11 protein-coding genes are annotated in these 12070 nt (G+C 68.3%); 5 read left to right on the top strand and 6 right to left on the bottom strand.

Annotated features, from left to right (window positions below):
- Positions 1-9: 9 nt before the first annotated feature.
- Entirely contained in the window at positions 10-585 is a 576-nt protein-coding gene (locus ABD116_RS36275) for a peptidylprolyl isomerase (RefSeq protein ID WP_343981331.1), read from the bottom strand.
- A gap of 189 nt (positions 586-774) precedes the next feature.
- Positions 775-1182 carry a hypothetical protein gene (locus ABD116_RS36270; protein WP_343981329.1) on the bottom strand — a complete coding sequence of 136 codons (408 nt, stop codon included), beginning with the start codon at positions 1180-1182 and terminating at the stop codon, positions 775-777.
- A 267-nt stretch (positions 1183-1449) separates the two neighbouring features.
- Between ABD116_RS36270 and ABD116_RS36265 the strand changes: the two genes are divergently transcribed.
- The 5 genes from ABD116_RS36265 (at position 1450) to trmB (ending at position 6642) form a co-directional block, all read left to right on the top strand.
- Positions 1450-4452 (top strand): bifunctional [glutamine synthetase] adenylyltransferase/[glutamine synthetase]-adenylyl-L-tyrosine phosphorylase, encoded by a 3003-nt coding sequence (locus ABD116_RS36265; RefSeq protein WP_486336015.1) that lies wholly within the window; start codon positions 1450-1452, stop codon positions 4450-4452.
- A gap of 70 nt (positions 4453-4522) precedes the next feature.
- Positions 4523-4837 (top strand): ArsR/SmtB family transcription factor, encoded by a 315-nt coding sequence (locus tag ABD116_RS36260; RefSeq protein ID WP_343981326.1) that lies wholly within the window; start codon positions 4523-4525, stop codon positions 4835-4837.
- Positions 4834-5268: an SRPBCC family protein gene (locus tag ABD116_RS36255; protein WP_343981323.1), complete on the top strand. Its 435-nt coding sequence runs from the start codon at positions 4834-4836 to the stop codon at positions 5266-5268. Before ABD116_RS36260 ends, ABD116_RS36255 begins: the two co-directional genes overlap by 4 nt.
- Positions 5269-5280: 12 nt before the next feature.
- Positions 5281-5835 carry a DUF3592 domain-containing protein gene (locus tag ABD116_RS36250; protein WP_343981320.1) on the top strand — a complete coding sequence of 185 codons (555 nt, stop codon included), beginning with the start codon at positions 5281-5283 and terminating at the stop codon, positions 5833-5835.
- A gap of 105 nt (positions 5836-5940) precedes the next feature.
- Positions 5941-6642 carry a tRNA (guanosine(46)-N7)-methyltransferase TrmB gene (gene trmB, locus ABD116_RS36245; protein WP_343981317.1) on the top strand — a complete coding sequence of 234 codons (702 nt, stop codon included), beginning with the start codon at positions 5941-5943 and terminating at the stop codon, positions 6640-6642.
- Here the strand turns inward: trmB and ABD116_RS36240 are convergent.
- The 4 genes from ABD116_RS36240 to ABD116_RS36225 form a co-directional block, all read right to left on the bottom strand.
- Positions 6623-9280 carry a family 78 glycoside hydrolase catalytic domain gene (locus tag ABD116_RS36240; protein ID WP_343981315.1) on the bottom strand — a complete coding sequence of 886 codons (2658 nt, stop codon included), beginning with the start codon at positions 9278-9280 and terminating at the stop codon, positions 6623-6625. The two genes, trmB and ABD116_RS36240, sit on opposite strands and share 20 nt — an antisense overlap.
- A 91-nt stretch (positions 9281-9371) precedes the next feature.
- Positions 9372-10109 carry an SDR family NAD(P)-dependent oxidoreductase gene (locus ABD116_RS36235; RefSeq protein WP_343981312.1) on the bottom strand — a complete coding sequence of 246 codons (738 nt, stop codon included), beginning with the start codon at positions 10107-10109 and terminating at the stop codon, positions 9372-9374.
- A 2-nt stretch (positions 10110-10111) separates the two neighbouring features.
- Positions 10112-11374, bottom strand: coding sequence for a class I SAM-dependent methyltransferase (locus ABD116_RS36230; protein ID WP_343981309.1), 1263 nt, complete (start codon positions 11372-11374; stop codon positions 10112-10114).
- The gene (locus tag ABD116_RS36225; protein WP_343981306.1) at positions 11371-12030 is read right to left on the bottom strand and encodes a DUF1365 domain-containing protein; all 660 of its coding nucleotides are present in this window, start codon (positions 12028-12030) and stop codon (positions 11371-11373) included. The genes ABD116_RS36230 and ABD116_RS36225 overlap by 4 nt, the downstream gene beginning before the upstream one ends.
- Between the last annotated feature and the right edge of the window lie 40 nt (positions 12031-12070).

Here is a 12070-nt window from a genome sequence, read left to right as displayed (position 1 = left end):
GGTCGGCGATCAGCCGATCTGTACGCCGGTGATCCAGGCCGGCTGTCCTGCCCGCGCGATCCGGTCGACCGCGGGCAGGCCGCCGGTGATCCTGCCGACCACGGTGTACTTCGCGGGCAACCGCGAGCCGTGGTGGACCAGGATCAGCCGGGCCCCGCTGCCATTGACGTTGCCCAGCGCAACGGTGCCGCGCGGGTAGCTCTCATGCCCAGACAGCTCCGGCGCGAACCGATAGCCGGGCGAGGCGGTCGCACACTCGACGTACGCGGCCGTCTTCCCTGGGCAGGTCTTGTCGGTGTAGTACCCCATCAGGCTGAGGTGGACGATGCTGTGCACCGCGCAGGGGGCGAGCTTGCGGTCGAGCCGGAGCACGACGCTGCCCTGGCTGGTCTTCGCCGTCACCTTGACCGACCCCATCAGGGGCGCCAGCGAGAACGGCGGCTTCACACCGTCGGGCTCGGTGCGGGTGTAGGTGCACTTCTTGAAGAACGTCTCGGCGCCCTGGGCGCTGGAGGCCCAGCCTTCGATCACGAAGGCCAGCACGGCGATCAGGAGGATGGCGACTATCCGCTTCCATCGACGCATAGTCACGAAAGTAACACTCTGAGTAGCGTCCGCGACAGGGTCGCAGATAGTTACTCTCGGCCGCGCTTGCGCGGTAAATAGTTTCCTGAGGCGTCATCCATTGGTCGTCCGACGTCCTGCTCGCCTCCAACGGAGGCGCCACCGACATGTCCGCAGTACTGAATCAGTTCCCGGCCGAGTAAGCAGTCGCTAGCTGGCGCCGGCGCGTTCGTGTGAGCTCCAGCGGGTGGCTGCCGTGGAGTGGCGGTACGGCGCGTCGGTGTCGGGGGTTTTGATGGCGGTGAGGCCGGTGATCTCCACCTCGGGGGCGCGCTCGATCACCGCGGAGCCGTCGGGGGCGAGGGCGTGGACCTCTTCAACTGTGAGGAGGCCTACGGGGCGGATGCCTTCGGTGATCACCACGATGTTGCCGGGGACAACTTGCTGGGCACGGTGGCCTTTGGGGGGTACCAGGATGCCCTCGGCGGGCGTGCGCCAGGCACCTGGGGCGAAGCGGCGTAGGGAGAGGCCTGCTTGGCCGTCCTCGGCTGACCTCGGTGGGAGGTAGGCGGTTGCTGTGTAGTCGTAGTCGTAGTCCGGCTCGGGCGGCCCGGACACTCGCCCACCCTGCTGGGGCGTCAACCAGACCACCGTGCCCCGGACAGCGAGCGACCCCGTCATCATGACCATAACGAGCCATCATGCCGACTACAGCCCGAATATGCCAGGCAACTCCGTGTGTTGACCGCAATCCCACCGCAATCCACCCGAGATCTCCCTCGAACCCTTCACCACCCGCCGACGCAGGCGGGCCCGACACCGGCCCCCGGCAGCGCAACACGACGGCTGAGGTGGGGGCGGAGGGGTCACACTAGGCTGGCGGGTGTGGCGGAGGTTCGGAGGGTTTCGGGTGCGGGGCGGTTGGCGCGGGCTGGGTTTGCGGATTCGGCTCGGGCTGGGCGGATGCTGGATCAGCTGGATGCCCTTGACGCGCTGAGCGGGCCGGACGAGCACAGTCCGATGGCCAGTGATCAGCTGATCGCGTCGCTGGGGGAGTCGGCGGATCCGGATCTCGCGCTCGCCGGGCTGCTGGGGATCGCCGAGTCGCTGCACGCAGGAGGCTTCGACCTCGCCGCCTTCACGCGCTGTCTGGAGATGGATCCCGACTTCCGGCGGCGGCTGGTCTTCGTGCTCGGCGCGAGTGAGGCGCTCGGCCGGCACCTGAGCGTGCATCCACGGCACTGGTACGACCTTGCGGACCCGGCGTTGGCCGGGTCCCGGCCGACGCCGGATGATGTCGCCGCGTGCCTCGCGACCGCCGTCGATGCCACCAACCCGGTCGACGCGCTGCGGATCGAGTACCGGCGGTTGCTGCTCCGGCTGGCGTCGAGGGATCTCGCCGAAGGGCTGCTCGTCGACGAGACCGCCGCAGTACTGGCCGACCTCGCCGGTGGCGCGCTGGAGACGGCGCTCAGGATCGCGCGCAAGGACTACTTCACCGCGCACCCGAAGGCTGCCGACTGCCGCCTCGCGATTGTTGCCATGGGCAAGTGTGGCGGCCGCGAGCTGAACTACGTGAGCGACGTCGACGTACTGTTCGTCGCCGAGCCGTTGGAGGGCGAGCCCGAAGCGCCGGCCCTCAAGACGGCTACTGCTCTGGCGTCGGCGACCATGCGGATCTGCTCGGCCCATACCGCCGAGGGCACGCTGTGGCCGGTCGACGCCGCATTGCGCCCAGAGGGCAAGGCCGGCCCGCTCGTGCGGACGCTCGACAGCCACCTCGCCTACTACCAGCGCTGGGCCAAGACCTGGGAGTTCCAGGCGTTGCTGAAGGCGCGGCCGGTCGCGGGCGATGCAGAACTCGGGCAGGAGTACGCCAAGAGGACCCGCGAACTGGTCTGGTCGGCGGCTGATCGCGAAGGCTTCGTCGGTGACGTCCAGGCGATGCGCCGGCGCGTGGTCGACCACATTCCGGCGGCCGACGCGGATCGCCAGCTGAAGCTCGGCCCTGGTGGCTTGCGGGACGTGGAGTTCGCCGTACAGCTCCTGCAGCTCGTGCATGGACGCAGTGACGAATCGGTCCGCAGCGGTACTACGTTGGTCGCGCTGGAGCAGTTGACCGGCTCGGGATACGTCGGCCGCACCGACGGCGCGGTACTCGCCGACGCCTACCGATTCCTCCGGTCGATGGAGCACCGCATCCAGCTGTACCGCCTGCGCCGCACGCATCAGGTGCCGGACGATGACGACGATCTGCGCCGACTCGGCCGGTCGCTGGGGTTCACCAAGAACCCGATCGACGACCTCACCGCAGCCTGGAAGAAGCACGGGCTCGAAGTACGGCGACTGCACGAGAAGCTCTTCTACCGACCGCTGCTCGCCGCCGTTGCGCGGATCCCCGGTGGTGAGGTGCGGTTGACGCCGGAGGCCGCCAAGCAGCGGCTGACGGCTCTCGGGTACGCCGATCCCGGGTCGGCGCTCCGGCATATCGAGGCGTTGTCGGAGGGTGTGTCGCGCCGGTCGTCGATCCAGCGCGCGCTGCTGCCGGCGATGCTCGGGTGGTTCGCCGAGTCGCCTGATCCCGACGCCGGGTTGCTGGCCTTCCGGACGATCTCGGACGCATTGGGTTCGACACCTTGGTACTTGCGCCAGTTGCGCGACGAGGGCGCGTCGGCCGAGCGGCTGGCGCACTTGCTGGCGAGCGGGCGGTACGCGGTCGATCTGTTGCAGCGGGCGCCCGAGGCGACGGCGATGCTCGCGGACGAGCGGGAGTTGTCGCCGCGCTCGTCGGAGTCGCTGTTGACGGAGATGACCGCGGCCGGGCGGCGGCAGGATGAGCCCGAGGCTGCGGTCGCGGCGATTCGTGGGGCCCGGCGGCGGGAGTTGTTCCGGGTCGCGGCGGCGGATCTGTCGGGCTTGCTCGAGGTCGAGGCGGTCGGTGAGGCGCTGACGACGGTGTCGATGGCGACGCTGACGGCCGCATTGGAGGTAGCGAGGCGGACGGTGGCGAAGGGCGAGCCGGAGCCGACGCGGATGTCCATCGTCGCGATGGGACGGTTCGGCGGGCATGAGTTGAGCTATGGCTCCGATGCGGACGTCATGTTCGTGCACGACCCGTTGCCGGGCGCTTCCGAGAAGGCGGCGACGGACTTCGCCACGCAGGCGGCGACCGAGTTGCGGCGACTGCTGGCGCTACCCGGTGCTGATCCCGCGGTGGCGATCGACGCCGATCTGCGTCCCGAGGGACGGCAAGGCCCGTTGGTACGGACGCTCGCCTCCTACGCCTCGTACTACGCCCGCTGGTCAGCCGTCTGGGAAGCGCAGGCGTTGCTCCGGGCCGATCCGCTGTGCGGGGACCCAACGCTCTGCAACGCGTTCCGCGAACTCATCGACCCGCTGCGCTACCCGGACGGCGGTATCTCCGACCGCGACGTGATGGAGATCCGCCGCATCAAGGCCCGCGTAGACGCCGAGCGCCTACCCCGTGGCGCCGACCCCGCAACCCACACCAAGCTCGGCCGAGGCGGTCTGGCCGACATCGAATGGACCGTGCAACTCCTGCAGATGCGCTATGCCCACCAGGTAGAAGGCCTCCGGACCACTCGCACCCTCGGAGCACTCCGGGCCGCCGTCGACGTAGGCCTGGTCGAGGCGCCCGATGCCGACGTCCTCAGCCGCGCTTGGGAGATGGCCACCCGCATCCGCAACGCGATCATGCTGGTCCGCGCCCGCCCCAGCGACTCCCTCCCGCGGGATCCGCGCGACCTCGCCGCCGTAGCCCAGATCTGCGGTTACAACGCCGGCGAAACCAGCCGCTTCTCCGACGACTACCTCCGCCGGACCCGCCAGGCCCGCAACGTCGTCGACCGCCTCTTCTGGGGCGACTGAGCCTGCTCGAACTCCCCAGGCCGGCAACCTCTGCTTGACAGGCAACCTTTTGGTTGCCTATTTTGTGAGGGTGGAGTTGGTGTTCAAGGCGTTGGCGGACGGGCAGCGGCGGGGGCTGCTGGACGCGTTGCGCGAGCGGAACGGGCAGACGCTGGGGGAGTTGTGCGAGCTGCTGCCCGAGCTGACCCGGCAAGGAGTGACGAAACACCTGCGGATCCTCGAGGACGCCGACCTGGTGGTCACGGTCAAGCGGGGGCGGAACAAGTACCACTACCTGAATCCGGTGCCGATCAACGAGATCGCCGAGCGATGGATCGGCAACTACGAACGCGACAAGCTGCGCGCGCTCAGTGCGCTGAAGGCAGCGTTGGAGGAGAAACCATGAGCAGTCCCGCGATGATCCACGTCACCTACATCGAGACCACGCCGGAGAGACTCTGGCAGGCGCTCACCTCGGGAGCCTTCACCCAGCTGTACTGGTTCGGCCGCCGGATCGAGTCCGACTGGGCGGTCGGCTCGCCGGTCCGGTTCTACGACAGCGCCGACGACAGCCTGACCGACTCCGGCGAGGTCCTCGTGTACGACGAGCCGAAGACCCTCGCCTACACCTTCAAGAACGAGACCGTCGACGGCGAGGTCCCCGGCCGCGTCACCTTCAGCATCACCCCGGCCGGCGACTCGGTCGTCAAACTCCAGGTGGTCCACGACCAGATCGCCGAGGACACCGTGGAAGGCTGGCGCAACGGCTGGGGCCCGATCCTGGCCAACCTCAAGACCTATCTCGAAACCGGTCGCACACTGGCGATCGTTCTCTGAGACCATCGCCTGATGGCAGGCAGAGTGGACTACCCGGGCAGAGGTCCGACCTGGATCGGCGTGCCCGGGCTGGTCGTGCTGGTGATCGGGGTGCTGATCTTCGGCCAGACCCTCTACCACCGTGGGGAAAGCCGGGATCTCCTCGATCATGGTGTCGAGACCGGTGCGGCGTCCGTCCGGCTCACGGTCTACTCCGGCAAGGCCAGCCCGCTCGTCGAGGACGTCACGGTGACCTTCAGCACGATCGACGGCCGATCGAACACGGCGGTGCTGAAGATCAAAGACGATGATCCGCAGGGAATGCCGCAGGGAGAGCAGGCGCCTGCCACCGGCACCCGGTACGCGATGCCCCTCAAGATCCTGTACGACCCGGAGGACCCGGCCTTTGCGATCGCCTCGATCGACGCGCACGAGTGGGCGACCGACCGCAAGGACCTCACCCTCGGCGCAGGCCTGCTGGCCGGAGGCGGTCTGCTGGTGATCCTCGCCGCCGTCCTGCTGACCGTCGGAGCCCGCCGCCGCGGCCTCGCCTGGAATCGCTGGTACTCGGACGCCGTCTCCAGCTGACCTCGGACCACCGGGCCCGCAACGTCGCGGGAGGCCAACCGCGCGGCCGGCTGGCGTCGAGTGCTTGTTTTGGGGCGACCGAAGCACCCCGCCTACGATTAGGGCGTGGAGACGGTGGAGCAGGTGCGGCAGGCGGGGGTGTTCAGTACCGTCCGGCGCAGCGTGCGGATGACGGTGGGGCAGCAGCGGGTCTGGGAGACCAACTGGGCGCAACTGGGGCGGAAGCTCGAAGACATTCCGGCGGGACTGGTTGATCTGGCGGACTGGTTCGGGCGGGACGCGCCGACCGTGCTCGAGATCGGGTCGGGGATGGGTGAGGGCACCTCGCAGCTGGCCCGGCAGGCTCCGGAGGTCAACCACATCGCCGCCGAGGTGTATCCGGCCGGGCTCGGCCAGCTGATGTTGTGGGTGGAGAAGTACGAGCTCGACAACGTCCGGCTGCTGCACGGCGACGCGCTGGAGTTCCTGACCGACCACCTGCCGGCCGAGTCGCTGGCGGGCGTACGGGTGTTCTTCCCGGATCCCTGGCCGAAGAAGCGCCATCACAAGCGCCGGCTGATCACGCCGCCGTTCGTGAAGTTGCTCGCCTCCCGGTTGCAGCCGGGCGGAAGGTTGCATCTGGCAACGGACTGGCAGGACTACGCCGACGACATGCTCGCGATCTGCGAGGCGGAGCCGCTGCTCACCAACGAGTACGACGGCTGGGCGCCGCGACCCGACTGGCGCCCGATCACCAAGTTCGAGTCACGGGCGCACGACGAGGGCCGCCGTTGTCATGACCTGATGTTCATGAAGTCCGCGACGTGAAGTTCCACTGACCTGACGGCACCGTGAACACGCAGTACCCGTCGACAGCGACCGGCTCCGGTGCATAAGGCGCAGGCACCACCGCCACGTCACCCACTGCCTCAGCCGGCACGTGCACCTCGGCGACAGCACCAACAGGAACCTGTACTTCGAGTTGGAACACCCTCCCAACCCGCCGCCAACTGGCCGACACCCGCCCCCGAACGGTATCCGTCAGCAAAGACGCCGAATCAACGTCCGCCCGGCCGTCCGGCCGCACCAGAATCCGCGACCACCCACCACCCAGGTTCCGGACCCCCGCCACGTTCTCCAGCAACCACTGCACCACCGTCCCCTGGAAGTAGTGGTTGCGCGACCGGGTATCCGTCTCCCACATCTCCCACATCGTGTCGGCGCCGTTGTCGATCCAGTACCCCCAACCCGGATACGACCGCTGCAACGCGACCTTCGCCGCCACGTCGGCATGACCAAAGGCAGTGAGCACCGGCAGCAGCACACCGACCCCGAGACACCCGGTGTTGAGATGGAACCCACGCGCCTCGATGTCCGCCACCAGGTTGGCCACCACCGCCGGAACCACCTCGGCGGGCACCATCCCGAAAGCCAGCGGCACCGCATTGGACGTCTGCCGGTAATCCGGATCCGACGCGGTCCGGTAGATCCCGGCCGATCGATCGAGGAACGCCCGGTTCAGCCCATCGACGAGCTCCGACGCAGCCTTCCGCAACCGGTCGGCCTCGGCTGACTTGCCCAGCAGTTCAGCGATCTCGGCGACCGCGATGACAGCGCGGTACAAGTACGCAGTACCGGTCAGTCGCCGGTCCTCGGGTGGCGGGCCGTCCTGGTAGCCGGGTGGGAGCCAATCGCCGAGGACGCTGAGCGACAACCCGTCGGAGACCCGATCGAGTTCGTAGTCGACGTAGCGGAGTACGGCGTCCCAATGGTCGGCCAGCAACCGCTCGTCGCCGTACCAGCGATGCATCTCGCGCAGGATGAACGGATAGACCGTCGACCACTCGGTCGCCGGCGCGAGCTCGGTGTAACCCCAATCGCCCGTCGGCACAATGACGGGCAGTCGGCCAGAAGCGTCTTGGCTGTCGCGCAGGTCGCCGAGCCACTTGGTGAAGAAACGCGCCATCCCGAGCGTGCCGGCCATCGTCGGTGCCCCGACCTGCGCGTCGCCGGTCCAGCCGTTCTTCTCCATCTTCGGAGTGTCGGTCGGGATGCCGTGCAGGTTGTTGAGCACGGTCCGCCGCATCGCCTGCTCGAGTTGCTCATACAGCGGCTCGCTCGAGCTGAAACGGCTGACCGCCGGTACGTCGGAATGCACCACCCGCATCGTCACCGACTCACGCGTCGGCACCCCCGGGAAACCTTCGAGCTGGACATACCGGAAACCCTTGTACGAGAAGCGCGGCTCCCACTCCTCGACCCCGTTGCCCGCGGCAATGTATTCGTCGCGCTGGAACCGGTCCTTCTTCACATGCTCGTTCTCCGCGAAAACGGTGCCATCGGCAAGCAACCACTCACCGTGCGTGAGGCTGATCGTCGTACCGGCCGGCGCGGTCACCCGTAGCTTGGTCCAGCCGGCCGTCGTCCGCCCGAAGTCCGCGATCCACATGCCCGGCTTCGGCTGCGTGAACTCCACGGGCGCGACGTCCTCGATCACCCGGATCGGCTCATGCTCCTGAGCCCGTACCTCACCGCGCGGCGCCGCGACGACGAGAGCCGCGCTCCACTCCGAGTCGTCGAACCCGGCCGCATCCCAACCCGCCGGATGCAGCCGCGCGTCATACGTCTCACCGGAGAACAACGAGTCCGACCGAGTCGGCCCGTCGGCCACCCGCCACGCGTCATCCGTGACGATCTCGGTCACGCTGCCGTCGGCGTGTTCGATCACCAATCGCGCGAGCAGTCGCGGCTCAGCGGTCCACGGCGTCTGGTGCCAGCGCCAGACGTTCGGCGTCGACAACCCGAAGAACCCGCGCCCAAGCTCAGCGCCCAGCACGTTGTCGCCGGGTCGCAGCAGCCCGGTCACGTCGTACGCGACCGACAGCACCGTCTCGTCGTAGTCGGTGAACCCAGGATCGAGCACCGAGTCGCCCACGCGCTGCCCGTTGATCCGCAGCTCCTGGTAGGCGAGCCCGCTCGCATAAAGCCGGGCGCTCTCAACAGACTCAAGCGTGAAGGTCCGCCGCAGCAGAGGCGCCGGTACATCCTCATCCCGTACTTCGGAATCGCGCGCACCGATCCATTGCGCCCCGCCGAACCCCTCACCGAGCAGGCCCGTCTCGAACCAGCTCCCCGCACTCCAGCGCCCCACCCGCTCCAGCCCGTCCCACAACCGCACGGCCCAGTGATAGCGAGTCCGCGGTTCCAGCGCCGGACCGTCGTAGGCGACACCGAAGCTCTGCGCGGAGGCGACCTGCCCGGAGTCCCAGACGTCGGCTGTCTCCGGCGTCAGCAGCTCAGACGCCGAGGCGACCAGCACCTGGTACGCCGACTGCGTCGCGCCGTACCCCGGTGCGGTCGCGATCCAGCCCAACCGGGGCCGGCTGACGTCCGTACCGAGCGGGCGGTCGGCGTACTCGGTGGTGAGCTTGGCCGCGGTCAGCGGTCCACCAGGGGTCCAGCTCATCAGGCAAGCTCCTCACAAGACGGGAAGGTCCCGGAGGACCGTATGCACCCGTCCGAGCCTCGGGCAACAGCCATGTCCTGATCTGGACAGATCAGGACCGAGGCGTGAGAGCGAGCGCCCACAGGCGATCGGGAACAAGGCGGGAAATACGCATCAGGAGTGACATCTGCCACGGGAAGACGATCCGGGCGGACTGCCGCTCGATCCCGTCCGCGATCGCCCGTCCGGCCTGTTCGGCGGAGACGATGAACGGCATCGGGAAGGTGTTGTCCGAGGTCATCTCGGTCTCGACGAAACCGGGACAGACGGTGAGTACGTCGATGCCGTCCGGGCGGAGCCGTACTCGCAGCGCTTCGAGGAGATTGATCTGCGCGGCCTTCGTCGCGCCGTACGCCTCCGAGCCGGGCAGTCCTCGATACCCGGCGACCGAGGAGATACCGACGATCATGCCGGCCCGCTGCTTCTTCATCCGGGGGATCAGCTCGCCGAGGCAGTTCGCCATCCCGCTGAGATTCACCGCCAGGTGCTGGTCGAACGACTCGACGTCGAACTCGTCGCCCATCTGTTTCCAGTAGCCGGCGCTGAGGACGGCGATGTCGATCCCGCCGAGCTCGGCCGCGACCACGCCGGCCGCCTGCCGGACCTCGTCGGCGTCGGTGATGTCGCACGGCACCGCCGTCATCCATTCGCCGGCGACCTCCTTCAACGCGTCCGCCCGGCGCGCGGACACCGCGACCTGTGCACCCCTGAGGCACAGCTCGCGGGCCAGCGCCGCGCCGATGCCAGACGAGGCGCCGACGACCCAGACCCTGCGGCCAGTGAGATCCATAGCTACTTCCTCACCAATGCGAGTTGGGAAACATCCAGGTACCCCGCGCGGAAACCGGCCTCGGAGTACGCGAGGTAGAACTCCCACATCCGCCGGAAGACGGCGTCGAAGCCCAGGTTCGCGACTTCGGCGGCGTGCGCGGTGAAACGGTCCCGCCACAGCCGGAGGGTGTGGGCGTAAGCGGGCCCGAGGTCGCGGCGATGTGCGATCTCGAGCCCGCCGGCTGTCTCCGCGATCTGCTCGATCGCGGTCAACGAGGGGATCAGGCCGCCAGGGAAGATGTACTGATGGATCCAGCCCTGGGCGTGCCTGGTGGCGAGCAGCCGGTCGTGCGGCATGGTGATCGACTGCAGCGCGAACCGTCCGCCGGGAGCCAGGAGCCGGTCGATCGTCGCGAAGTAAGTCGGCCAGTACTGCGCTCCGACGGCTTCGATCATCTCGACGCTGACGATCGCGTCGTACTGGCCGCGCACGTCCCGGTAGTCGCGCAGCTCGACCTCTGCGTTGACGCCGGCCTCGGCGATCCGTTTGCGGGCGAGGTCTCGTTGCTCGGCGGACAGGGTGACCGAGGTGACGGAGGCGCCGCGTTCGGCGGCCTGGATGGCGAGTTGACCCCAGCCGGTACCGATCTCCAGTACCCGGGTTCCTTCGCTGACCTCGGCGTAGTCGAGGATGCCGTCGATCTTGCGGCGTTGCGCCGTCTCGAGGTCTTCGTCGTGGGTCTCGAACCAGGCCGAGGAGTAGCTCATCGTCTCGTCGAGGAACGTCGCGAAGAGGTCGTTGGACAGGTCGTAGTGGCGGGCGATGTTCTGTTTCGCGCCGGCCCGGTCGTTGAGCTCCGTTGACGGCATCCGCTGCTCGATCAGTCTGCGGAAGCGTTGCAGGGTCGGCGGGACGAGGTCGGTGAGGTGGTTGGCGAAGACCGTCAGCAAGTCGGCCAGGTCGGTGCCGTCGGCGGGCCGCCAGTCACCCGCCATGTAGGCCTCGCCGAAACCGATCTTGAGGTCAGCCCCGATCCGATGGAAAAAGGCGTCCGACACGATCTCCATGACCGGAGCACCGGCGCCCCCGGCTCCGAGCCGCTCTGGCCCGCCGGCCGCCCCGCGGGCTCCGGGCCGACCGCTCTTGGGGAGCAGGACGACCAGCGGGAGGTCGCGGACCGCTCTCCGCAGGATCAGCCGGGCAGCGGCAGCTCGGATCGGGCTGCGTGGGGTACGGGCGACGCGGGGCCAGCGTTCGGCGTCGACGAGGGGTAGGGAACTCATCGGACTCCCTCCGGTGGGATGTGGGGGTCGCGGTGGATTACTGGCAAGCGGCGGAGCCAGAGCGCGACACCATGCATTCGGATCAGCGCCCACACCTGATAGGTGACGAACGGTGTGAGCAAGGCCGCTTTCAGCACGGCTCGGCGGGTAGCGGGCCGGGGCTGGCCGGTGAAGGCGGCCGAGAAGACGCGACACTCGTGCTGGACGAGGTCGATGGCTACGGAGACGTGGTCAGCGTCCAGGCGGAGCGTTACGTCGTACCGGCCGTCGACTGTGAAGAAGGGGGAGACGTAGAACTGCTTGGGGAGGGTGAAGCGGCCTGCGGCGTCCGGGCGTGCCAGCTGGGCGTGGCGCTCGCCGTAGGTGTTGTGGATCTCCAGCACTACGCAGCGCAGCTCTCCGGTCGAGCTGAGACACCAGAAGACACTCAGTGGGTCGAAGACGAAGCCGAACGGGCTCCGGGCGTTGGCCAGCATCAGCACCCGGTCGTCCGGCCGCAGCTGGACGCCCTGTGCTGCGGTGAAGGTAGCGACGTTGTCCCGCAGAGATGGCCCCAAGCCGAGGTGGTCCTTGGCCGAGAAGCGCCGGCGGGGGAGCCGGTCGACATCTACCAGCCATTGGTACGTCCGATAGCGGAAGCGATGACGCAGGGGCACGCGGCGTGAGTGACTCACATGTCCAGAGACAATTGCGGGC

The sequence above is a fragment of the Kribbella koreensis genome (genome assembly GCF_039525325.1).
Classification (GTDB): domain Bacteria; phylum Actinomycetota; class Actinomycetes; order Propionibacteriales; family Kribbellaceae; genus Kribbella; species Kribbella koreensis.
Note: the sequence above shows the minus strand (reverse complement) of the source record. Positions and strands in the feature narration are given on the sequence as shown.